At 71.2% G+C, this 22,681-nt stretch carries 22 protein-coding genes and 1 pseudogene; 8 read left to right on the top strand and 15 right to left on the bottom strand.

Going from position 1 to position 22,681, the window contains the following annotated elements; translation table 11 throughout:
- Positions 1–307: 307 nt before the first annotated feature.
- The 8 genes from ACZ6X9_RS24750 to ACZ6X9_RS24715 form a co-directional block, all read right to left on the bottom strand.
- Positions 308–1,189, bottom strand: a complete 882-nt coding sequence (locus ACZ6X9_RS24750; RefSeq protein WP_469780190.1) for an ABC transporter permease — start codon at positions 1,187–1,189, stop codon at positions 308–310.
- Positions 1,186–2,169 carry an ATP-binding cassette domain-containing protein gene (locus ACZ6X9_RS24745; RefSeq protein WP_469780189.1) on the bottom strand — a complete coding sequence of 328 codons (984 nt, stop codon included), beginning with the start codon at positions 2,167–2,169 and terminating at the stop codon, positions 1,186–1,188. The genes ACZ6X9_RS24750 and ACZ6X9_RS24745 overlap by 4 nt, the downstream gene beginning before the upstream one ends.
- A complete protein-coding gene (locus tag ACZ6X9_RS24740; RefSeq protein ID WP_469780188.1) occupies positions 2,166–2,600 on the bottom strand; it encodes a lasso peptide biosynthesis B2 protein in 435 nt (144 codons plus the stop codon). Before ACZ6X9_RS24740 ends, ACZ6X9_RS24745 begins: the two co-directional genes overlap by 4 nt.
- Positions 2,597–2,857, bottom strand: coding sequence for a lasso peptide biosynthesis PqqD family chaperone (locus ACZ6X9_RS24735; RefSeq protein ID WP_361885507.1), 261 nt, complete (start codon positions 2,855–2,857; stop codon positions 2,597–2,599). The genes ACZ6X9_RS24740 and ACZ6X9_RS24735 overlap by 4 nt, the downstream gene beginning before the upstream one ends.
- On the bottom strand, positions 2,854–4,680 hold the full coding sequence (locus ACZ6X9_RS24730) for an asparagine synthase-related protein (RefSeq protein WP_469780187.1): 1,827 nt from the start codon (positions 4,678–4,680) through the stop codon (positions 2,854–2,856). Before ACZ6X9_RS24730 ends, ACZ6X9_RS24735 begins: the two co-directional genes overlap by 4 nt.
- A gap of 112 nt (positions 4,681–4,792) precedes the next feature.
- Complete coding sequence (locus ACZ6X9_RS24725) at positions 4,793–4,924, bottom strand: lasso RiPP family leader peptide-containing protein (protein ID WP_469780186.1); 132 nt, start codon at positions 4,922–4,924, stop codon at positions 4,793–4,795.
- Positions 4,925–5,110: 186 nt separating this feature from the next.
- Complete coding sequence (locus tag ACZ6X9_RS24720; RefSeq protein WP_469780185.1) at positions 5,111–5,884, bottom strand: ABC transporter permease; 774 nt, start codon at positions 5,882–5,884, stop codon at positions 5,111–5,113.
- Entirely contained in the window at positions 5,881–6,810 is a 930-nt protein-coding gene (locus ACZ6X9_RS24715) for an ATP-binding cassette domain-containing protein (protein WP_469780184.1), read from the bottom strand. Before ACZ6X9_RS24715 ends, ACZ6X9_RS24720 begins: the two co-directional genes overlap by 4 nt.
- A gap of 164 nt (positions 6,811–6,974) precedes the next feature.
- Between ACZ6X9_RS24715 and ACZ6X9_RS24710 the strand changes: the two genes are divergently transcribed.
- The gene (locus tag ACZ6X9_RS24710; RefSeq protein WP_469780183.1) at positions 6,975–8,192 is read left to right on the top strand and encodes a sensor histidine kinase; all 1,218 of its coding nucleotides are present in this window, start codon (positions 6,975–6,977) and stop codon (positions 8,190–8,192) included.
- Between the two features lie 66 nt (positions 8,193–8,258).
- Positions 8,259–8,933: a response regulator gene (locus ACZ6X9_RS24705; RefSeq protein WP_469780361.1), complete on the top strand. Its 675-nt coding sequence runs from the start codon at positions 8,259–8,261 to the stop codon at positions 8,931–8,933.
- On the opposite strand, the gene ACZ6X9_RS24700 is transcribed toward ACZ6X9_RS24705, so the two are convergent.
- The 6 genes from ACZ6X9_RS24700 to ACZ6X9_RS24675 all read right to left on the bottom strand — a co-directional run bounded on the left by ACZ6X9_RS24700 (position 8,911) and on the right by ACZ6X9_RS24675 (position 15,369).
- Positions 8,911–9,594, bottom strand: coding sequence for a response regulator transcription factor (locus ACZ6X9_RS24700; RefSeq protein ID WP_469780182.1), 684 nt, complete (start codon positions 9,592–9,594; stop codon positions 8,911–8,913). The two genes, ACZ6X9_RS24705 and ACZ6X9_RS24700, sit on opposite strands and share 23 nt — an antisense overlap.
- A 995-nt stretch (positions 9,595–10,589) precedes the next feature.
- Positions 10,590–11,387, bottom strand: a complete 798-nt coding sequence (locus ACZ6X9_RS24695; RefSeq protein ID WP_469780181.1) for an ABC transporter permease — start codon at positions 11,385–11,387, stop codon at positions 10,590–10,592.
- Positions 11,384–12,397 carry an ATP-binding cassette domain-containing protein gene (locus tag ACZ6X9_RS24690; RefSeq protein ID WP_469780180.1) on the bottom strand — a complete coding sequence of 338 codons (1,014 nt, stop codon included), beginning with the start codon at positions 12,395–12,397 and terminating at the stop codon, positions 11,384–11,386. The genes ACZ6X9_RS24695 and ACZ6X9_RS24690 overlap by 4 nt, the downstream gene beginning before the upstream one ends.
- A 217-nt stretch (positions 12,398–12,614) precedes the next feature.
- Positions 12,615–13,451, bottom strand: a complete 837-nt coding sequence (locus ACZ6X9_RS24685) for a DUF4097 family beta strand repeat-containing protein (protein ID WP_469780179.1) — start codon at positions 13,449–13,451, stop codon at positions 12,615–12,617.
- 209 nt (positions 13,452–13,660) lie between these two features.
- Complete coding sequence (locus ACZ6X9_RS24680) at positions 13,661–14,206, bottom strand: hypothetical protein (protein WP_469780178.1); 546 nt, start codon at positions 14,204–14,206, stop codon at positions 13,661–13,663.
- A 347-nt stretch (positions 14,207–14,553) separates the two neighbouring features.
- Positions 14,554–15,369: an STAS domain-containing protein gene (locus tag ACZ6X9_RS24675; RefSeq protein ID WP_469780177.1), complete on the bottom strand. Its 816-nt coding sequence runs from the start codon at positions 15,367–15,369 to the stop codon at positions 14,554–14,556.
- An 862-nt stretch (positions 15,370–16,231) separates the two neighbouring features.
- Between ACZ6X9_RS24675 and ACZ6X9_RS24670 the strand changes: the two genes are divergently transcribed.
- The 4 genes from ACZ6X9_RS24670 to ACZ6X9_RS24655 all read left to right on the top strand — a co-directional run bounded on the left by ACZ6X9_RS24670 (position 16,232) and on the right by ACZ6X9_RS24655 (position 19,119).
- Entirely contained in the window at positions 16,232–16,396 is a 165-nt protein-coding gene (locus tag ACZ6X9_RS24670; protein ID WP_469780176.1) for a hypothetical protein, read from the top strand.
- A 79-nt stretch (positions 16,397–16,475) separates the two neighbouring features.
- On the top strand, positions 16,476–16,769 hold the full coding sequence (locus tag ACZ6X9_RS24665) for a Dabb family protein (protein ID WP_469780175.1): 294 nt from the start codon (positions 16,476–16,478) through the stop codon (positions 16,767–16,769).
- A 439-nt stretch (positions 16,770–17,208) separates the two neighbouring features.
- Positions 17,209–18,087, top strand: a complete 879-nt coding sequence (locus tag ACZ6X9_RS24660; protein WP_469780360.1) for an RNA polymerase sigma factor SigF — start codon at positions 17,209–17,211, stop codon at positions 18,085–18,087.
- Between the two features lie 198 nt (positions 18,088–18,285).
- Positions 18,286–19,119 carry an RNA polymerase sigma factor SigF gene (locus ACZ6X9_RS24655; protein WP_004943124.1) on the top strand — a complete coding sequence of 278 codons (834 nt, stop codon included), beginning with the start codon at positions 18,286–18,288 and terminating at the stop codon, positions 19,117–19,119.
- A gap of 555 nt (positions 19,120–19,674) precedes the next feature.
- Here ACZ6X9_RS24655 and ACZ6X9_RS24650 read toward each other — a convergent pair.
- A complete protein-coding gene (locus tag ACZ6X9_RS24650; protein ID WP_469780174.1) occupies positions 19,675–19,896 on the bottom strand; it encodes a hypothetical protein in 222 nt (73 codons plus the stop codon).
- Between the two features lie 262 nt (positions 19,897–20,158).
- Between ACZ6X9_RS24650 and ACZ6X9_RS24645 the strand changes: the two genes are divergently transcribed.
- Both ACZ6X9_RS24645 and ACZ6X9_RS24640 read left to right on the top strand, forming a co-directional pair.
- Positions 20,159–20,662, top strand: a complete 504-nt coding sequence (locus tag ACZ6X9_RS24645; protein WP_469780173.1) for a MarR family winged helix-turn-helix transcriptional regulator — start codon at positions 20,159–20,161, stop codon at positions 20,660–20,662.
- 105 nt (positions 20,663–20,767) lie between these two features.
- Positions 20,768–22,330, top strand: a pseudogene (locus ACZ6X9_RS24640) (MDR family MFS transporter); the annotation flags it as partial.
- Positions 22,331–22,681: the final 351 nt, after the last annotated feature.

The raw sequence follows: 22,681 nt of genomic DNA, 5'->3' as shown, positions 1-22,681 counted from the left end.
TGCCCGATATGTCCGGCATGGGGTGCATAAGACGACGTGAGCGCACCGACGGAAGCACTACCTTCACGGCCATCTGGCGCGCCGGGGGAACAAGCCAAGGGAAGCAAGAGTCCCAAGCTTCCCTGGCATTTCTTCCCCATCGACCCGCGCACTGCCGGTGGAATGGGTCAGGTCGGTCTACCACGGGGAACGCTACAAGTTCGTCGCGAGGCTGCGGCGGCCTTCGGAGTGACGGTGCCCCGGCCCCCGGGACGACACAGCGCCGGACGGGCTCTCCAGCCCGTCCGGCGCTGTGTCGTGTGGCCCGTCAGCCCGCGCGGGAGAAGCGGCGGGCCGCCAGCGTCAGTGCCGTCGCCGCCAGGAGGGCCACAAAGCCCATCTCCAGCGCGACCTGCGGCGTCCAGCCCGCGATCTGGACGGACCCCGCATAACCGCCCAGGTCCACATCGCCAGGAAGCGTCCGGCGGATACCGTCGATCGCGTACGTCAGCGGGTTGAGCGCCACCGCGATGCCCAGCCAGCCGGGCAGCCCCCCGGGCGGGAACATCGCGCCGGACAGGAACATGAGCGGCATCAGGGCCAGGCTGACCACGACCTGGAACGTCTGGATGCTCTTGATGGTGACCGCCGCGAGCATGCCGATCGTGGTGAAGGCCAGGGCCACCACGAAGACTTCGGCCAGGACCACCAGCAGCATCGGGTGGTACGGCACCCCGGCGAGCGGGGCGATGATCAGCACCATGAGACCGTAGACGGCCCCTGTCGTGGCGCCGCCCGCGCACAGGCCGAACAGCAGGCTGCTGCGCCGCACCGGTGCCACGAGGGCCTGCCGCAGGAAACCGACCTGGCGGTCCCAGACCACCGAGACCCCCACCGAGATCGCCGGTGCCTGGGTGGTCATCACGAGGATGCCGGGGAACAGGAAGCCCCGGTACTCGTCGTAGCCCTCGCCCACGACCCCCGAGGTGTCCAGGCCGGTTCCCAGGACGAGCAAGAACATCAGCGGCGTCACCAGCCCCATGACAAGCTGGATTTTGTTGCGGCTCAGCCGGATCATCTCGCGGTGCCACAGCATTCTGACGGCCCGTAGATTCCGGCGGGAGGACGCGCGTGGGCCCGTCCGGGACGGCCGGGCCGGGGTGGACGTGGTGAGGCGGGCGCGGGCCCGCACCGTGCCGGTGTCGGTCACCCCTGCCTCCTGACGAGGTCCTCGAGCGTCATGGGTCCCGCCTCGTCGTCGCGGATGCTGTGGCCGGTGTAGTGGAGGAAGACGTCGTCGAGCGAGGGTGGCGTGACACTGACCGAGTGCACGCGCACCCCGGCGTCCCCGCAGAACTTCGGGACGAACGCCGCGCCGTCGTCCACCCTCAGCCGTACTCCGTCCGGCCCCGCCTCGGCCTCGAACCCGTACCGCTCGCGCACCACCCGAGCGGTCTCCTGGTCGTCGTCCGTGCGCAGGACGACCAGGTCGGCTCCGACAACGGTCTTGAGCTCGGCCGGGGTGCCCTCGGCGACGACGAAGCCGTCGTCCATGATGGCGATCCGGTCGCAGTTCTCGGCCTCCTCCAGGTGATGGGTGGTCATGAAGAGCGTGACGTTGCGTTCGCGCCGCAGGCGGTGCAGGTGCTCCCAGATCGCCACGCGGGTCTGCGGGTCGAGGCCGGTGGTGGGCTCGTCCAGGAACAGCACCGCCGGGGTGTTCAGCAGCCCCCGGGCGATCTCCAGGCGGCGGCGCATGCCACCGGAGAAGTCCCGGACGGGGGTGTCGCGGCGGTCGGTGAGCCCCACGAGCCCGAGCACGGCGGCGACCTCGGACGCGCCCTGCCGGCGGGTGATCCCGAAGAGCTCGGCGTAGAAGCGGAGGTTCTCCTCGGCCGTCAGGTCCTGGTCGAGGGTGGACTCCTGGAAGACCAGCCCGATGTGGTCCCGGACCTCGTCCGGCTGTGCGACCACGTCGAATCCGGCGACCTCGGCCCGCCCCGCCGTGGGTGCGAGCAGGGTGCACAGCATGCTGATCGTGGTGGTCTTGCCCGCGCCGTTGGGGCCGAGGAACGCGAAGGCGGTGCCGGCGGGCACGGTCAGGTAGAGGCCGGCCACGGCCACGGTGTCGCCGTAGACCTTGCCGAGGTCCTCGGCGCGGACCGCGACGTCCGCGTCCGGGGCGCTCATGACGCCTCCTCCTGCCGCAGCCGTACGGCCATCACGGTGCGGAACCGGGACAGGTCCCCCGGCTCCCCCACGGGCACGCCGTCCACCTCGACCCAGGCGTGGGCGCCGAAGGGGTCGGTACGGAAGCCCGTGCACCAGTCGGGCCAGCGGCCGTGCATCCGGCACAGCAGGGCTGCGGCGACCGACCGTTGCAGGCAGCCGAGCCCCGCGCAGCGGGTGCTCACCATCACCGCCGCCTGCCGGGCGTACAGGGCCTGGTCACGGGTGGCCGGGCGGCTGCCGCGGCTGAGCAGGCGCAACACCTGGCGCAGCCGGCGCGGCGAGAGCCTTTTGGTCAGCAGCAGCGCCACGCCGGTGGCCAGCCGTGCGCCGATCTGCCCCCGCAAGGTCAGGCCGGCGCCGCGGCGTTCTCCGGTCACGGGAATCGTCATGCCGTCACCACCAACTTGGCCTTGCCGAGAGCGGCCACGAGCCGGCGTACGTCGGCGAGGGCCTGGGGGGCGGCGTCGGGCGCGTTCCGGGTCAGCTCGGCCGCGGCCTCCTCGGGGGAACGGCCGTCCAGGAGCAGCCGCAGCGTGACGGCGCCCGAGCCGTTGAGGTGCCAGTAGCGCCCGCTGTGCTCGTCCAGCAGTACCAGGCCCGCCTCGGTGTCGGTAGCGATCACGGTCCGGGCGAGTGCAAGGGTCATCGTGGATCTCCCACGGGGTGCGGGGCGGCGCTGGGCGAGCGCAGCCAGGCCTCGCACGCCACCGTGTTCTCGAACTGGGACAGGTGATGGCTCTCGGGAGACGGGGCGAGGAACGCGGTGCGCAGGGCCTCGGCGTTCACCAGGCCGCGCTCGGCGAGCCGGAGATCGGCGCAGAGGCCGAGAAAGCGGTCCCGGTTGCGACGGACGCCCTCGTAGAGTTCGGCGCTAAACTCGCCCTTGGAGCGGCGCCCGAGGATGTCGGCGGGCACGCTGCCGCGCATGGCCGTGGTCAGCAGGGGTTTGAACCGTCCGCGGACCATCCGGTCGGGCAGCCGTACCGACATCGCCGCCTCGACGACGCGGTCGTCGAGCATGGGCGCGTCCCACTCCACGCCCGAGGCGGCCATGGCACGCCGGGTCTGCCGGATGAGCCTGCCGTCGTATCCGGTGAATTCCAGCAACTGGTGGCGGAGCCGGTCGGGGTCGAGCGGCGCCGTCCTCGCCTCGGCCGCCTCGCGGTACAGGTCGCGTACGAGCGCCACGGCGGCCGGCGTGGCCCAGGGCGGCATGCGGGATCCGCCCGTCCAGCCCAGGTCGAGGTAGGGCGGACGCGGTGGTGGGGCGGTTAGCCGGCGTGCGCTCGCCATGAGGGCGTGCGGGAAGTCGTCGCGGTCGGCGAGCGCGCGGACGGTGGCGGCGAGCGGCCAGCGGTTGAGCAACCGGTGGCGCCGGATGACCGGCAGGGACCGGAACGGGTGCCGGCGGGCGAGGGACCAAAGGTAGGAGGGGGTGGAGCCGAAGAGCTCGTCGCCGCCCAGGCCCATCATGTGCAGCGACGAGCCGTCTTCGGCGGCGGCCCGGGACAGGTCCGTCAGGTGGGCCGCCCCCGAGGCCCACAGGGCCGGTCCCTCGCCCGTGTCCAGGGCCCGGCCCTGGTCGGTCTCGACGTCGAACCAGTTCGCCTCGCGGGACTTGGGGATCCAGTGGTGGCGGGCGCGCGGCAGCCGGTCGGCGGCGCGGCGGGCCCACAGGGTGTCCTCGTTGGCCTCGTCCAGGGGTGCGACGTGGTAGGTGGAGAGCTCGCCGGTCTGCGCTTCCGCGATGAAGCACAGGCAGGTGGAGTCGAGCCCGCCGGAGAGGTCGGCGCTCACCCTGCCGGGGCGGCCGGTCCGCAGGGCCACGGCCTCGGTGAGGGCGGCCCGTACGGCGGCCGCGGCGTCCGCTAGCGGGAGGTCGTCCGGTGGCGGCTGCCACCAGCGGATCTGGCGGCCGCTGCCGTCGGTGCGCAGGTGCAGCCAATGCCCCGGGGTCAGGGGCTCCACACCGGTCCATACGGAGCGCTGGGTGAGCGGCCAGGGCGGCAGGGGGTCGAGCAGGTGGAGGGCGAGCGCGCCCTCGTCGACACCGGCGCCGGTCAGCGCCGCCAGCAGGGCGGGGCTGCTGGCGGCCACCGTCACCCCCCGGGTGCGGGCGGTGAAGAGGTGGCGTGCGGTGGAGAGGGCGCCCTGGGCCCGTACGACGCCATCGAGGCTGGCGACGAGGTGGACGCTGCCGGGCACGCCGCGTGCCACGGCGTCCAGGTCGTACGGGGAGGTGACGCGCTCCAGCGCCCGGGCGAGCGCCGGGATGTCCTTGGGGAAGAGCCCGAACACCGCGATTCGGTAGGGCCCTTCGGTCACCAGCGAGAGGTCCCGGTCGGCCCACCGGCCGACCAGCCAGGGCCGTCCGGAGTGATGCGCTATCGAACGGGCTCCGGCGAACGCGGAATTCTCCCTTATGAGGTTTTCTGCTTCCGGGTGGTCCGGAAGGACGGTGAAGTCCATTTCCCCCTGCCATTGTTCCGGCCGCTGTGCGCGGGGCACACGGAAATCGACGGTGGCGGTAGGACGGTCGATGCCGTTCACCGCCACCGTCGGGTCATTCCGGCCTCAGGTGTCAGCCGACGCAGATGAACGCGCGGCCGCAGCCGGCGAAGTCGCGGCAGCTCCCCCACGGGCTGCAGAGAGTAAGCTCCTCGAAGTCGCCGATCTCGACGAGGGTCGGGGGCTCGTAGACGGTGTTCTCCATGGTGTCCTCCAGGATTCGGATAGGGATCGAATGCGAGCACCTGCTTCGCACTCGCTTTCGACCGAACATCGGGAATCTAACGTGGAAGTGGTCCCGCGCCGGAGGGACTCCGGGCCCTCCCGGGTCCCTATTGCGGGTCCCTGATCACGGTCCCGCGATAGGGACCGGGAAGGGCTTACGGATCACTCAGGCGTCACGGCGGCGGAGCATGAGGAGCCCGCCGGCGAGGGCCGCGGCCGTCCAGAGAGCCAGGACCAGCAGGCCCGCCCACGGCCCGAGCACGGAATCCGCCTGCTCGCCGACCGTCATGACCTGCGAGCCGGCCCGGTCGGGCAGATAGCGCGCGACCTCCCGGAGCCCGGGGACGGCATTGGCCACCGGGGAGAGGACGAAGACCACGGAGAACAGCAGCGACAGCGACAGTGCCGTGCCACGCAGCATCGTGGCGACTCCCAGGGAGAACAGGCACATCAGTGTGAGGTAGAGCGGGGCGCCGAGCACGGCGCGCAGGGCCTCCCCCTCACCGAGCGCGACGCCGTGCGGCCCCAACGCCTGCTGCGAGGCCAGGAAGCAGGCGAAGGACATGACCAGGGACAGGGGCAAGGCCACGACGGTGGCCGAGGCGATCTTGCCGGCGTAGAAGAGGCCGCGCGAGGGGACGGCTGCCAACGACACCCGGATCATGCCGCTGCCGTATTCGCCGCTGATCAGCAGCACGCCGAACGCGAGCAGTGCGAGCTGGGCGAACTGGACGCCCACGAACGCGGAGTTGACCGGGTCGAAGTCGTCCACGACCATGTCGCTTCCGGTGTCGATGGCATGCCGGACGGAGATGTTGTTGATCAGCGCGATGCCGATGCTCACGACGAGCGCCAGCGCCAGCGCGCCGAGCGTCGACCAGAGCGTACGGATCTTGGTCAGCTCGGCCCTGACGACGGCCGTGGGCGCGTTGCCGGTCATGACGCCCGCTCCCCCGCCACGGTTGCCGCCGCCCGGTACTCCGCCGCGTGCGACGTGAGCCGGAGGAACGCCTCTTCCAGTGAGGACTGCCGGGCGCTGAGCTCGTCCAGTGTGATGCCGTTGTCGGCCGCGAGCCTGCCGATGACGGAGGTGTCGGCCCCCTCGACGGTCATGGTGCCGTCCACTTCGCGGACCGCATGCAGACCGGCCTCTTCCAGCGCCGCCCGCAACAGCCCGGGCTGGGGGGTGCGAATGCGTACGGAGGGACGACAGTGGTCGGCGATGAAGCCGGTCATGCTGGTGTCGGCGAGCAGGCGCCCCCGGCCGATGACGATCAAATGGTCGGCGGTGATGGCCATCTCGCTCATCAGATGGCTGGAGACGAAGACCGTCCGCCCCTCGGCGGCCAGCTTCTTGAGCATGGTCCTGATCCAGCGCACCCCCTCCGGATCGAGGCCGTTGGCAGGCTCGTCGAGGATCAGGATCCCGGGGTCGCCGAGCAACGCCGCAGCCAGGCCGAGGCGTTGGCTCATGCCCAGCGAGAAGCCGCCTGCGCGCCTGACGGCCGCCGACTCGAGGCCGACGAGCTCCAGCACCTCGCGCACCCGCCCGCGGCCGATGCGGTTGGTCTGGGCCAGCCACAGCAGGTGGTGGTAGGCGGTGCGGCTGCGCTGCGCCGCCTTGGCCTCCAGCAGGGCTCCCACATGCCGGATCGGTTCGCGCAACTGCCCGTAGCGCTTTCCGTCGAGCAGCACCCGGCCCCGGAGCGGGTGGTCGAGACCCATCGTGATCCGCATGGTCGTCGACTTGCCGGCGCCGTTAGGGCCGAGGAAGCCGGTGACAGTGCCGGATTTCACGGAAAATGACAGGTCGTCGACGGCGACCGTGCTTCCGTATCGTTTCGTCAGCTCCTGGATTTCGATCACCCCTCGACGATCCCGCACCGGGGGCGCGCTGCCATCGGCCCGCCAACCGATCGCCCGCCTCCGCCCGGGGGCCGAGAAGAACGGCGCGGGCACACGAACTCCCCCCGCGGTAGGTCATTCCCGGGGCGGAGGTACCGCGGCAGGTCGCGCAGTAGGGTCACCGGGTGGTTGACGACCGTACCGAGCGGGCCGGGACCCGCCTGCCCGACGAGGGCGCCCGGGCCGTGCTCCGGCGGCTGCGCCCGCGCGAACTCCTGGCCCTGGACTGCGTGGCCGCGGTCGTGCTCACGGCGGCGTTCCTCGCGATGTCGGGCGCGCCCGCCACGGGCTCCGCGGCCCCGCCGGCGGCCCGGGTGACGCTGGCGGTACTGATGGGCCTGCCGGTGGCCGTTCGCAGGCTCTGGCCTCTGCCCGTGTGCGCGGTGACCGCCGTCGCCTCGCTGGTGGCGGCGCTGTCCGGCGTCGTGTCGGAACCGTTTCTCTCGGTGGCGCTCGCGCTGTACTGGGTGGCGGCCACCGCCCCGCGCGCACGGTGGGTGCCCACCGCGACCATCGGCCTGGTCAGCGTCGTCTTCCTGCTCGCCGTCATGCTGGCGGGCACGTCCACATGGGAGCCGCGCACCCTGCCCATGCAGGTCGTGGGGGTGGCCCTGGCCGGAGCGGCGTGGACGATCGGCCGTGCGGTGCGGGAACGGCGGGTCTACGCCGCACGGTCGGCGCGGCAGCTCGCCGACCGTGCCGTCGCGGAGGAGCGGCTGCGGATCGCCCGCGAGCTGCACGATGTCGTCGCGCATCACATCGGGGTGATCGCGGTGAAGGCGGGGGTCGCCCATCACGTCCTGGCCAAGCACCCGGAGGCGGCCGGCGAAGCGCTGGGCGTCATCGGGACGGCGAGCCGCGCCGCGCTCGCCGAGATGCGCCACATGCTCGGCATCCTGCGCTCGGACGGCACGACGGACGAGGAGGTCGCCGACCTGCGGCCCTCGCTCGGCCTGTCGGAGCTGTCCGGGCTGATCGAGCACGCCTCGGCGGCGGGTGTGCGGGTCGAGGTGCGGGCCCGGGACCTGACGGGGCTGCCCGGGACGGTGGACCTCTCGGCGTACCGGATCGTCCAGGAGGCCCTGACCAATGTCATGAAGCACGCCGGACCCACCCGCTGCCAAGTCGAGCTGGACACCGACGAGGACGGGCTGCGGATTCAGGTGACCGACGACGGCCCTCGCAGGCGGCCGCACCCCCGCCCGGGCGACGCGCCCGGCCACGGCCTGCTGGGCATGCGGGAGCGGGTGGCCCTCCACGGCGGTGATTTCCGCGCGGGCCCCCGGCCCGAAGGGGGCTTCGCGGTGAGCGTGCGACTACCCTTCACGCGGCGGACGGGCTGAGGGGAGGCGGCGGTGGGCGAACCGATACGGACGGACGGGACCGCGGAACACGTCGGGGAGCGGGTGCTGGCGGAACCCGTACGGGTACTGATCGCGGACGATCAGGCCCTGCTCCGGGGCAGCTTCCGCGTCCTCGTGGAGGCCGAGCCCGGCCTCACCGTGGTGGGCGAGGCCGGGACGGGCGCCGCCGCCGTGGAACTGGCCCTGCGCGCCAGGCCGGACGTCGTCCTCATGGACGTGCGCATGCCCGAGATGGACGGCATCGAGGCCACCCGGCTCATCCGCAACTCCCCGGAGACGTCCGGCGTCCGGGTCCTGATCCTCACCATGTTCGATCACGACACGTATGTGTTCAGCGCCCTGCGCGCCGGGGCGAGCGGCTTCCTCCTCAAGGACGTCTCCCCCGTCGAGCTTCTCCAGGCGATCCGCGTCGTGGCCTCGGGAGAGAGCCTGCTGGCCCCCAGCGTGACGCGGCGCCTGGTCGCCGAGTTCTGCCGACGGCCCGAGCCCGTGCCCCGGGTCACCACCGAACTGGGCGGGCTGACAGCCCGCGAGCACGAGGTGCTCACCCTGGTCACCCGCGGCCTGGCGAACGGCGAGATCGCCCGGCGGCTGCACGTCAGCCCCGCCACGGTGAAGACCCACATCGGCCATCTCTTCGACAAGCTCGGCGTCCGGGACCGCGTCCAACTGGTGATCATCGGCTACGAGACGGGAATCATTCAGCCGGGCAACCGCTGAGGAGGCCCGCCTCGGCGTCCCGCGCCCGCATCGCCGCCGACATACGGTCCTTGACCTCCAGCTTCCGGAACAGCCGGGTGACATGATTCTTGATCGTCTTCTCTGAGAGCACGAGCGAGCGGGCGATACGCCTGTTGTCCCAGCCCCGGGCGATGTACTCGAGAATTTGCAGCTCGCGATCGGTGAGCGAGGGAAAGGCCGCTCGGCCGGGCATACCGTCGGGCGGGGAGAAATACGTCCCCAGCCGCGCGGCGACGGACGGGCCGAATACGGCCCCGCCGTCGGCCACGACCTGAACGGCCCGGAAAAGCTCCTCGCCCGAGATGCCTCTGGAGATGTATCCCTGTGCCCCCGCACGTACCGCGGCGACGACCGCCGCCTCCTCCGCCCCCGACGACGACACCATCAGAACGCGCGGTGCCCGTCCTCCCGGCGTCGCGTTCCCGGTAACGGTCCGGACCAAATCGATGCAGGCGCCCGAATGCGGTACGCCGACCAGAACGACATCGATGCCGCCGGAGTTCCGCACGCACTCCAGCACGTCATTCCCGAAGGCCGGCCCTTCGCCTACCACCACCACGTTCTCAGCCTGTTCCGCGGCAGCACGGACGCCCATCCGGTACATGGCGTCCTCGTCGATGAGAAAGAGCTTTACGGTCACGCATTACCCCCTGTTGACCAGGAGCAGAACCACTGAGCTCCCGGGCCCGGCAGCTTTCCCGTATGTGCATCGGGAGGAGGCGAACGCACTCCGTCGACAAATCGGCTGATTGCCGCTGTCGTCCGTGTCACCGTGGCTCCCCCCCTCGGTCAACACGCGGAGCCAGCTTAGGGGATTGTTTCCGGAGCGTGAACCCTCGCGCCCGGTCCGCGACCGGATCTCCCCCGCTTCACGCGCCAACAGCACGGCTCACCTGTGCACTCGGCTCACCGCGCGTTTCGCGGCCGGCATTCCGCCTGCCGGTGCGCGGCGGCACTCGGCCGCGCCGACAAGGTGCTGGGGCCTCAGGAGACCGGCAACCCGTATCGTCGCTGCGTCGTCGTCTACGTGCACCACGCCGGCTACAACTACTGGCAGAACTGCTTCTACAACGGAGGCTGGCACGCTTGGGAGAAAGCTGGCTGAGCCGCAGGACGCACCCACCGCAGGGACATTGCCGAGCCCCTGGCCCCCCTGCCCTACGCCCTCTTGCCGTACAGCGCGGTCATCGCCTCCTGCCCTCATCGTGCGTTTCGGCGGGCGCCTGGTCGTACTCGTCGTCTTCGTCGCTGTCCGAGCCATCCGGCCCAAAGGGCCCGCTCTTCACGGGCCGGGAGGCGCCAGGACAAGGGCGCCGCCCTTCAGCCGATGCGGGCAGGGCATCACTCCTCCTCCTCGGTTGCATGAGCGGGGACCACTACGCCGTCGGCGAGCCGGAACTTGGCCAGGCACAGCCCGCACGCTCTCCAGCAAAACCGCAGGTGAGAAGCGCCTTCTTGACGGGTTCAAATCCCACCGCTACCGCTCTTCAGACGAAGGGCCCGATCTGATTCAGGCCGGGCCCTTCGTCGTGCTCGCGGTCACCTGCGTCAAGGACTACGCCAAGCGGTGGCTCCGGGGCGGGCACTGTCACGGCAGTCGCACTGTCAGGCCCTGTCGGGGACGTCGGCCCGCCGTCACGGACGGTTGGTGGCCGTGCCGCGGTGGAAGGCGGACCGGGCCCAGAGGTAGCCGGCCAGGGTGAGGGCGAGGCACCAGGCCAGGGCGAGGGGGCCGCTGGTGCCGACCTCCGTGCCGGTCAGAAGGCCGCGGAGGGTCTCGGTGACGGAGGTGAAGGGCTGGTACTCGGCGAACCAGCGGAGGCCCGGGGGCATGGACTCCGGGGGGACGACGGCGCTGCCGAGGAAGGGGAGGAACTGGAGGGGCAGGGGGATGTTGCTGGCGGACTCCGGGTTCCTGGCCACCAGGCCGATGCCGGCCGCGATCCAGGTGAGGGCGAGGGTGAGCAGGGTCAGGAGGCCCGCGGCGGCGAGCCATTCGAGGGGGTTCGCGTGCGGTCGGAAACCGGTGAGCAGCGCGACGGCGACGACGCAGACGATGCTCAGCATGGTCTGGATGACACAGCCGACGACATGACCGGTCAGGAAGGCGGACCGTGAGATGGCCATCGTCCGGAAGCGGTTGACGATCCCCTCGGTCATGTCGACGCAGACCCCGACGGCGGCCACCAGGGCGCCGGACGTGGCGGCCATGAGGATGATGCCGGGCGCCAGGTAGTCGACGTAGTGTCCGTCGGACGCCGGGCCGTCGATACCGGCGCCGAGAGCGCCTCCGAAGACGTAGGTGAAGAGGAGCAGCATCAGCACCGGCGTCATGACGACCGAGGCGGTCAGGGACGGGTAACGGCGGGCGTGCTTGAGGTTGCGGCGCAGCATCGTCCGGGAGTCGGCGACGGCGTGGGTGAGACCGGTCACCGGGCACACTCCGTTCGATGGCCGGCGTCGGCGCCGCCGGTGAGACTGAGGAAGACGTCGTCGAGGTCGGGAGTGCGCACGGTCAGCGACTCGGCCCGGACCGCCGCGTGGTCCAGGACGTCCAGGACGGCGCGGAGTGTCGGCACGCTGTCGTCGCCCGGGATGCGCAGCGTGAGCCCCTCGGGGTCGGCCGTGCCGGTGGGGAACAGCCGGGTGGCCGCCGTGAGTCCGTCGGGGTCGGTGAACCGGAGGCTGATGTGGGCTCCGGGCACCCGGCGCTTCAGCTCCTCGGCCGTACCTTCGGCGACCAGTCCGCCGCGGTCCAGGACGGCTATGCGGTCGGCGAGCCGGTCCGCCTCTTCCAGGTACTGCGTGGTGAGGAACACCGTCACCCCGTCGTCGTCCACCAGCTCGCGGATGATCTCCCACATGACGCGGCGGCTGCGCGGGTCGAGTCCCGTCGTCGGTTCGTCGAGGAAGACGACGCGCGGCGCCCCGACGAGCGTCATGGCCAGGTCCAGCTTGCGCCGCATGCCGCCGGAGAACGTGGCGGCGGTCCGGTCGGCCGCGTCGGTGAGCTCGAAGCGGTCCAGGAGGCGTTCGGTGCGCAGGCGGCCCTCGCGGCGGCCCAAGTGGTGCAGGTCCGCCATGAGCGTCATGTTCTCGTGGGCGGTGAGCAGGTTGTCCACGGCGGAGAACTGGCCCGTCACACCGATGCGGGCGCGTACCGCGTCGGCCTCCCGGAGCAGGTCGTGCCCCGCGATCCGGGCTTCGCCGGCGTCGGGGGCGACGAGGGTGGACAAGATCCGGACGGTGGTGGTCTTGCCGGCACCGTTCGGGCCGAGGAGCGCGAACACCGTCCCCTCGGGGATGCGCAGGTCGATGCCGTCCAGGACCGGCCGGCCGCCGTAGGACTTGCGCAGGCCGGTGGCGCTGATCGCCGGTGTTCCGGGTGGGGTGGAGAGGGCGAGTGGTGAGGTGGGTGAGGTGGGTGAGATGGGAGCGGTCATGACGTTCTGCCCTTCTCTTGGGTGAGAGGTCACGAGCGGGGAGCGGGGCGGTACTGTCCGCCGACGGGAACGGGCCGGTACTGTCCGCCGACGGGAGCGGTGCGTCGGGTGAGCACGGTGCGACAGGCGAGCACGGTCCCGTCAGGGAGCACGGGTCCGTCCAGGGGGCCACAGGTCCGTCAGGCGGCACACAAGCCCGCCAGGCGGGCGCAGCCCCTCACGAGCGGCGGATCTCAATGTCGCCGATTCCCGTGCGGGCACGGACCTCGACGGTGTGTTCCGACGCGCCGGGGCCGTCGGCCGGGGTGAGCAGGTTGCGGACGCTGCCGAGGCGGGTGTTCACGTCGAGCCAGGCGGCCGTGGACGTGCCGATGCCGACCTCCAGGTCGCCCGCCGATGACTGGAGCGAGACCCGGCCCCGGACCGCCTCGCCCAGGCGGATGCCACCGTTCGCCGACCGGGCGTCCACGTCCCCTCGCGCCACGCCGACGGAGATCGCCCCGTTGGACGAACTCGCCCGGAGATCGCCTCCGACCTCGCCGAGCACCGTCTCGCCGTTCAGGTTCTTGACCGTCGCCGCACCACCGATCACTCCCGCGTCGATCGGGCCCGCGCCGACGAGTTCGGCGTCGCCCGTCGTGCGGTCGAGGCGGATGCCGCCATGGCTCGTCCTGAGCCGCGCCGTCACCGTCTCGCCTGCCCGGACGTGCCCGGTCGAGGTCTTCAGCCGGCAGTCCCCGAGGCGGCCCTCGCAGAGGAGATCGCCGATGAGCGCGTTCGCGCTGACGTCGGATCCCGTCGGCAGTTCGATCCGTACCTCGACCGAACCGGTCGGGCCGAACAGGGCCCGCTGCTTTGGCCCTTTGACCAACAGCGCACCGTCCGAACAGGCCACCCGGGTCTGCCCGGCCGCCCGGACGTCCACCTCCTCGGAGGGGTCGGTCGGCAGGACCTCGACGACGGTGTCCACGCGGTCGCCGGCGATGACGTGGAGCACTCCGATGTCGAACTCGACGGTGGCGGAAACCGGTTCGGGCGTCTCGAAAAATGGCATGGCTGTGCCGTCCTCATGACTCGGGGGGAGGGACGCCGGCCCGCCGCGCGGGCGGGCGGCGCGTGAGAGTGGTGGTGGGCACGGTTGCCGGGGTAGGAGGCTTATGGTGCCGCCTTGGCGCCACCGTGGCGTCGAAGCCATCGAACGGCGTGGGGCCGCAAGCCCGGCTCCCTCTCGCCTCGCCTCGCCGTGCCGTGCCGTGTGACGGGCTAGCGGACCCAGCCCGTGAAGCTCTGGCCCCGGTGGCGCGTCGGGCCGGACGGGCGGCCGGCGCGCTCGCCGGTCTCCAGCGCGGCGGCGACGACCCGGACCAGCCAGGCGTTCACCGACAGCCCCTCCCGACCGGCCGCCTCCTCGGCCCGCGTCTTGAGGTGCGCGGGAAGCCGCAGGTTGACCCGGGCGGTGCCGCCCTCGTCGCCTTCTCCTTGGCCCGGAGCCGATGGCAGGGCGGCCCCCGAGGCACCATCGGACACGCTGGCGGACGTCTCGTCGTCCAGGCGGAGGCCCTGGTCCGGCGGCGGTGTCACCACGAACTCCGGGTCCAGACCGCGCAGTCGTACATCAACCGAGCCAGGCGCCAGGTCGCGGGTCACCTCCTCCATGGCGGTGGAGAGAGCGTTCAGCAAGGTGAGCCGGGCGGCCGACTCGAGCGGCGCGGTCAGCCGTTCGGCGAGCACGCGCGCTTCGTCCCCGCCCGCGCTCGCGGCGACCGCGAGCTCCCGCCGGAGGGTGTCGACGTAGGGGGTGAGATCCATGGCGCCACTATGGCGTCATAGTGGCGTCACCGCAAGGCATTTGACGCCATGAGACCGTGAGTGCCCCGCCGCGCGGGTGGGGTTGGAATTGCTTGTAGCCAAAAGCCCGTCGTTGTGCGCGGTTTGGGAGGCGGGCAGGGGCGCCAGCGCGGCACAGACGGGGGGTGGCGCGTCGTCCGGCCACCGTCGCACCACCATCGACCGCCTGTCCGACTGTCCGACTGTCCGACCGACCGGCTGCCCGGCTGCCCAACTGCCCAACTGCCCGACTGCCCGACTGCCCGACCAGCATCCGTCCTGTCGTCCGTCCGTCCGCCATGCCGGGCGGCCCCTACGCCGGAACGCTCTTACGCCGGGACACTCCCATGACGCGGCCCGCATGCCACCCCGTCCTCGCCGGGCGTGGCCGGGACCACGGCCGTCACGCCCGGTGGCAGGACAGAGGTCCCGGCGAGCACAGCGGCAGCGCCGGAAGCACAGGACGCTCGCGGAGCTCCCGAACCACCCGCGCCACTCAGGCCGCCCGAACCGCTTGGACCGCCCGGACCGCCCGGAGCAGGCGGAGCCACCGTTCCGCCTGCGACGCCCGGCCCATCCGGAGCGCTCGGCGTACGCCGGGCTCCCGGCGCGTTCGGTACCTCCGGCGCCGCGCCCCCGCCCGGGGCCGCCGCCCCCGGCGAAGCCCCGACGGCACCGGGGGCACCGGGAGCACTGGGGGCACCAGACGCACCGGAAGCGCCAACCCCACCCGCTCTCCCGGGCACCCCGAAGGCGACGGTGGGGCCCGGCGGGCCGGACGGTCCCGGCAGCCCCACCGGACCCGGCGGGCCCGGCGGCGCGTCCAGCCACTGGAACACCGGCTCCAGACGCACGATGCGGATCACCTTGGACACCCGGGGACCGCCCCGCACCACCCGCAGCCGCCCGCCGCCGCGGGCCACCCGGTTGCGGGCGCGGAGCAGCAGGCGAAGGCCGCTCGCGTCCAGGAAGGTCACTCCGCGCAGGTCGATGACGAGGTCGGCGTGGCTGCGGCCGGCCAGGGCCTCCAGCCGGGGGCCGAGCTCCTGCTCGGCCAGGATGTCGATCTCTCCGGACAGTTCAATGGTGACCGCTCCCCCCGCCACACGCTCCCGCATGGTGAAGGCGAGCTCGTACCCGCCCATGCGAACCTCACCGTTCTCCCTCACTCATGTACCGCACACCGGACCCCGTTCCCACGCACCGGGACGGCAGCTCCGGCAAGCCGGTGAGCGCCTCGGGCCGTGTGCCTTTCTGGTGCCCCGGCACCGGGCTCTTCTCACCTCAACTGACCCAGAGTTCATCCGTGTTGGGAACTCCTGCGGTACCACGGGGAAAGTTGCGCGCATATGGGCGGCGGAATCGCCGGAATCGCGCGGGAGAGGACGCCGGTACGGGCCCGAAGAGGATCAGAGCCGGGAAGGGGGACGGTGAACGGCAGGCGGTGAACGGCAGGCGGTGAACGGCAGGCGGCGCGGACGGCAGGTGGCGGACGGCGCGAAGCGGCCGGGGGGCGAAGACGAACGCCGTGCGAGCGCGGGAGAGAGAACGCCGGGCGCCAGAGAAGAAAGGGGAAAGAAGGTGGGGGGAAGCGGCATCGGGGGGACAAGCCGCTTCCCCCCATGAGGACAAGGACCCCGAGTACGGGCCGCAGTCAGGGGAAGCTCGCGGCCCGGACCCCGCAGAGGGGTTCCCTGTCCCAGGCCCGACGGATTCCTGCCAGATCCGGCGGGCGCTTCCCCCATCCTCCGCTCCGGAAGTGGGCGGACGGACGGGCGAAGGACCCCGTTCGCCGGGGCTTAAGTCCTTAAAGGTGGTGTGAGGAGCCACTGCGGGGAGTCTCGGCAGTCTCGGCCCCCTTCAGGGAAATGGCCGTGAACGCGCCGGAGGCGGCTCCTCCCGGCGCCTCCCATCTCCTCCCGAGGTCGTCCATGTGTGCGGTTAGACTCTCGCAAGCGCTACGGGGGACTTCACGAGAGAAGAAGGCGGACGGGGAGGCGGCACGGCATGACCCAAGCCAAGAAGATCACGTTCTGGGTACTCGCCGTTTTCATCGGTTACACGATCATCCATTCCCCGGCCAGGGCCGCCGAGCTCGTACAGATAGGCTTCGAGGGGATCTCGGACGCCGCCAAGAGCATCGGCGAGTTCATGACCGAGCTGATCAACTGAGCCCCTGCCGGCCGGATCCCCGCGGGCGCCGCAGGTCCCGCTCCCTCGTGAACCCTGTCGCACGGAAGGCGGCCATCCGATGATCCGTCACCTTGTCCTGTTCAAGCTCAACGAAGGCGTCGGGCGCGACGACCCCCGCGTCGTCGCCGGCGTCCAGGCGTTCGAGAAGCTGGGCGGGGAGATTCCCGAGCTCCGTTTCTGGGAGTGCGCGTGGAACGTCTCGGACCGTCCAATCGCCTACGACTACGCGATCAACTCCGCCGTCGAGGACACCGACGCCCTCCGGCGCTACCTCGACCACCCGGCCCACCAGGCGGGTGTCGCGCTGTGGCGGGAGTTCGCCACGTGGGTGATCGCCGACTATCCGTTCTGAGCCCCGTTCCCCACCGGAGCCTGGCCCCAGGCCCCTCGCCACCACGGCGGAGGGCCTTTTTCACGCGGTCAACACGGCGTTATGCGGTGCTTGCACACAGTGGACATGTCTTGTGATGCTATGACCGCTTTTGACGGATGAGTTGACCTGGAGCTGACCGCGAAGGGGTGGTGTGACCGTGCCGGCCCGTACAGCGTCAGAGGAGACGTCGGCGTCAGAAGAGAACCCCCCGCAACCGCGGGAGGCGCCGCGGGAAACACCGCGAGCGACACCGCGAGCGACGCCGCGGGAAGCCCTGCGGGGAGCACCGCAAGCCCCACGGGACGTTCCGCGAGACGTTCCACAGGACGCGCCTCGGCGCACTCCGCAGGAGACGCCGACGCGGCAGACGGCCGCGCAGGGGACGTCATCGCGGGAGACGTCGACCCAGGAGAAGTCGATTCAGGACACGTCGGCCCAAGACACGTCGGCCCAAGACACGACGGCCCAGGAGCCCTCGGCCCAGGACACGTCAGCCCGGGACACCCCGACCCAGGAGCCCTCGACGCGGGAGAGCCGGGGCGCCGACGCCCGGGCGCTGACGCAGGTGCTCTTCAAGAAGTTCGCCACCCTGGAGCCCGGCACGCCGGAGCACGCCCGCGTGCGCGCCGCCCTCATCGAAGCCAACCTCCCTCTCGTGCGGTACGCCGCGGCGCGTTTTCGCAGCCGCAACGAGCCCATGGAGGACGTGGTCCAGGTCGGCACCATCGGTCTCATCAACGCCATCGACCGCTTCGACCCCGACCGTGGGGTGCAGTTCCCGACCTTCGCGATGCCCACCGTCGTCGGCGAGATCAAGCGTTACTTCCGCGACAACGTGCGCACCGTCCACGTACCGCGCCGGCTGCATGAGCTGTGGGTGCAGGTCAACGGCGCCACCGAGGACCTGACCGTGCTGCACGGCCGGTCGCCGACCACCGCCGAGATCGCCGAGCGGCTCAGGATCGGCGAGGACGAGGTACTCGCCTGCATCGAGGCCGGCCGCTCGTACCACGCCACCTCGCTGGAGGCCGCGCAAGAGGGTGACGGGCTGCCCGGGCTGCTGGACCGGATCGGGTACGAGGACCCCGCGCTGGCCGGGGTCGAGCACCGCGATCTGGTGCGTCACCTGCTCGTTCAGTTGCCGGAGCGCGAACAGCGCATCCTGCTGCTGCGCTACTACAGCAATCTGACGCAGTCGCAGATCAGCGCGGAGCTGGGGGTGTCGCAGATGCATGTGTCGCGACTGCTCTCCCGGAGCTTCGCCCGCCTGAGATCCGCAAACCGTATCGATGCCTAACTCTTGTGGGTGACACGCCCTCCGGACTCCCCGGCAGATATGTCGACTTGACGCTACAGCGCGTTGCCGACATGTGACATTCTGCTGGAACTGCGTTTGCCACAGCGCAGCCTCCGGTATTCAGGTGGGGGCTGCCCCCTCGGCCGAATCCGCGGCCGGGGGTGTGCTGTGATCCGTCCGCGACCTCAAGGGGGTGGCATGTCCGTAGACCTGGGCAGCGCGAAGGTGCTCACCAACGACGCACCGCACGCCGTGCTCGACGACTGCGAAGCCATCGACACCCGCACCCTCTCCCGCTCCCTGTTCCTGCGGCTGGCGGCCCTGGACCGGGACAGCGCCGAGCGTACGTACGTCCGTGACACCCTCATCGAGCTCAACCTCCCCCTCGTGCGCTACGCGGCGGCGCGGTTCCGGAGCCGCAACGAGCCGATGGAGGACATCGTCCAGGTCGGGACCATCGGACTGATCAAGGCCATCGACCGGTTCGACTGCGAACGCGGGGTGGAGTTCCCCACGTTCGCGATGCCCACGGTCGTCGGCGAGATCAAACGGTTCTTCCGGGACACGAGCTGGTCCGTGCGGGTGCCGCGCCGCCTGCAGGAGCTCCGGCTCGCCCTGACCAAGGCCAGCGACGAGCTCGCGCAGAAGCTGGACCGCTCCCCGACCGTGCCCGAGCTGGCACTGTGCCTGGGCGTCTCCGAGGAGGACGTGGTCGACGGCCTGGCGGTGGGCAACGCCTACACGGCCAGTTCGCTGGACTCCCCCTCACCGGAGGACGACGGCGGCGAGGGCTCGCTCGCCGACCGGCTGGGTTACGAGGACACGGCGCTTGAGGGCGTGGAGTACCGGGAGTCGCTGAAGCCGCTGCTGGCCAAGCTGCCCCCGCGCGAGCGCCAGATCATCATGCTCCGCTTCTTCGCCAACATGACGCAGTCGCAGATCGGCGAGGAGGTCGGCATCTCACAGATGCACGTGTCCCGGCTGCTCACCCGGACCCTCTCCCAACTGCGCGAGGGGCTCATCTCGGACTGAGCCGCCCCGCCCCGGTCGGGGCCGGACGGACGACACCACCGCGACCGGAGCCACAGCAGTCAGGAAAGGCCACGGTCGACCGACCCCCGGTACGGCAGCGGCGGGCCGCGACACACAGGTCGCGGCGGGGGCCGCCGGGCCGTCCGGCTGACACACGGCGCGTTCGGCGCCGGCACGACCGGCCCGCCGCCCCGCCACCCGTGGACGGCCGCGAGGCCGACGCCTCACCCCGCCCGACGCCCCCACCCCGCCCGGCGGACACCCCGCCCCGGGGAGGCACCCGTCGACTGCGCGGGCACCGGAGCGAGAGGGAAGAACTCCGGGACGAGGGGGAGACCTCCGGGACGAGGGGGATAGCTCCTCGGCGAGCGAGACCTTCGGGGCGAGGGGAAGCCCCTGCGGCGAACCAGACTTCGGGGGCGAGGGGAAGGCCCCCCGGCGAGCCAGACTTCCGGAGCGAGGGGAAGCCCCCCCGGCGAGCGAGACCCCCGGGGCGAGGGGAAGCCCTGCGGCGAGCGAGACCCCCGGGGGCGAGCCGAGCAGCCGCCTTTGGCCTCAGCCGAGCGCGAGCCAGGCCACCGCGGCGACGACCGCCAGCGCCGCCACGACGCCGAGGATCACCCCCACCCGGGGCCCGGACGACGATGAACGTCCGTGGCTCGCCGGAGCGGCCGCGCGGGGACCGGAAGCGCCCTCGTCGACGAAGGCACGGAACATCTGAGTGCTGCCCGCGGGGTCGTAGTTGCCCTCGGGGCGCTGCTGATGGGGGTTGGCCATGGACCAGGACCCTAGCGAAGACGGCTCCGCCTCCGCGCGTGGGGCAGGGCCTCCTCCCTTCCTCCTCCCTCCCCTCCCTCCTCTTCCCCTCACCTCCCGCACACCCTCAGGTCTCTTCCACCCCTCTCGACACATGACGTCACCCCCCGGTCACTCATCGTTCAATAGGCGGATTTGACCCCTCCTTTACCGCTTTTAGTTTGCCTTCAGCAACCAACAACACCTATGGTTGCCCTAAGCAACTTAAAACCGGGAGGATCCGTTGGCCGCGCACCAGCAGTACCAGGAGCTCGCCCAGCAGCTCAGCGCCATCGGCGTGATCAAGCGCGGCCTCGCCCGGGTCCTTCCCGCCGACTGTCCGCCCACCTCGGTCATCGTGCTCACCCTGCTCAAGCGGTACGGCGAGATGCGGATGAGCAAGCTCGCGGAGCTGCTGGTCGTCGACATGTCGGTGACCAGCCGCCACGTGGCGTACGCCGCGGAACGGGGGTGGCTCGACCGGCAGCCGGACCAACTGGACAAGCGCTCCCGGCTGCTGCGCCTCACCCCCAGCGGCGAGGCGCTGCTGGACGACGTCAGCGCCCGCTACACCGAGGCACTGGCGCACTGCCTGGGTGACTGGAGCGACGCGGAGATCAATCAGATCGTCGGTCTGCTCGCCCGGCTCCGGGAGAGCTTCGGCGAGTGCCACCGGCCCGTCGCCCACGGCGGCGCCGCCCCGGCGCACGACCTCGCGGCCTGCCCGTCGGCCCGCGCACCCCACTGACCGCCCGACAGCATCACGAAAAGGAAGTTCATGGCCAAGACCACACCGCCAGGTGTGCGGGACAGCCACACCGATCACGCCCCGTCCGACGCGCCGGGCATCGACATGACGCACAGCCAGATCATGCGCGCGCTGTCCGGTCTGCTGCTCGGCATGTTCGTGGCGATCCTGTCGTCGACGATCGTCTCCAACGCGCTGCCGAAGATCATGCACGATCTGCACGGCAGCCAGTCCGCCTACACCTGGACCGTCACGGCCGCGCTGCTCTCGATGACCGCGTCGACGCCGCTGTGGGGCAAGCTGTCCGACCTGTTCAGCAAGAAGCTGCTGGTCCAGGTCGCGCTGGTCGTCTACGTCGCCGGTTCCGTGGTGGCCGGTCTGTCGCAGAACACCAGCATGCTCATCGGCTGCCGGGTGATCCAGGGCATCGGCGTCGGCGGTCTGTCGGCCCTCGCCCAGATCGTCATGGCCGCGATGATCTCGCCGCGTGAGCGCGGCCGGTACAGCGGTTATCTCGGCGCCACGTTCGCCGTCGCCACCGTCGGCGGTCCGCTGCTCGGCGGCGTGATCACCGACACGAGCTGGCTCGGCTGGCGCTGGTGCTTCTACGTCGGTGTGCCGTTCGCCGTGATCGCCCTGATCGTGCTCCAGCGCACCCTGCACCTCCCGGTCGTCAAGCGGCAGGTGAAGGTGGACTGGCTCGGCGCGTTCTTCATATCCGCCGCCGCCACGCTGTTGCTGATCTGGGTGACCCTGGCCGGCAAGAACTACGACTGGCTGTCCTGGCAGACCGCCGTCATGGTCGCCGGGTCCATCGTGCTCGGCGCGATCTTCCTCCTGGTGGAGAACAAGGCCGCCGAACCGATCATCCCGCTGCGGCTGTTCCGCAACAAGACGATCGCCCTGGCCTCGGCTTCGAGCCTCTTCGTCGGTGTGGCGATGTTCGCGAGCACGGTCTTCCTCTCGCAGTACTTCCAGCTCGCGCGGGGCGAGACGCCGACCATGTCCGGCGTCATGACCATCCCGATGATCGCGGGTCTGTTCATCTCCTCGACCGTCTCCGGTCAGATCATCACCAAGAACGGGCGCTGGAAGGCGTGGCTGGTCTCCGGTGGCGTCCTGCTCACCGCCGGCCTCGGCATGCTCGGCAGCATCCGGTTCGACACCCCGTACTGGCAGCTCGCCTGCTACATGGCCCTGATGGGCCTCGGCATGGGCATGATGATGCAGAACCTGGTGCTGGCCGCCCAGAACCAGGTTTCGCCCAAGGACCTCGGCGCCGCCAGCTCCGTCGTCACCTTCTTCCGCTCCCTCGGTGGCGCGGTCGGCGTCTCGGCGCTGGGCGCGGTCATGGCCAACCGGGTCAAGGACTACGTCGTGGACGGTCTGACCGCCCTCGGCCCGAAGGGCGTGGCCATCGCCAAGCAGGGCGGTGGCGGCGGCAGCATCCCGGACATCAAGAAGCTGCCCGAGCCGCTGCGTTCGATCATGGAGAGCGCCTACGGGCACGGTGTCGGCGACGTCTTCACCTACGCCGCGCCCTGCGCCCTGGTCGCCTTCCTGCTGACGCTGTTCATCAAGGAAGTGGCGCTCAAGGGCCGCCCGGGCGCGCCGGCGGACTCCTCCGCTCCGGCGAAGGACGCCCAGGCGACCGAGCCCGCGAAGGCGAACTGACGGAGCCGGACTGACGGCGGTAGGCCGGTACCGGCCGGTTGTACCGGTCGGTTGTACCGGTCGGCCGGTCCAGGCCGGCGGAGGCCGGCCCACAGACTCCGGCCGGGCGTCCACGAGCGGAGACGCCCGGCCGGTGGCCCGGGGCCGAACGGCATGAATGACCCCGGGCGAACGGCCCCGGAGGCGGTGCGCGCACAAGGCAGGGGACGGCCTGCGCACCGCCTCCGGGGCCGGGTACTTTCCCGGCACTCCTTCCTGATGCTTCTCCGGTGCTTTCCCGGAGGCTTTTCAGAGGGACTTTTCCGTGCGCTTTTCACGCCCTCCCTCACGCCTTCCGTCCCCGGA

It is taken from the genome of Streptomyces sp. NPDC052910 (assembly GCF_055585605.1).
This window is presented reverse-complemented; position numbering and strand designations above follow the sequence as displayed.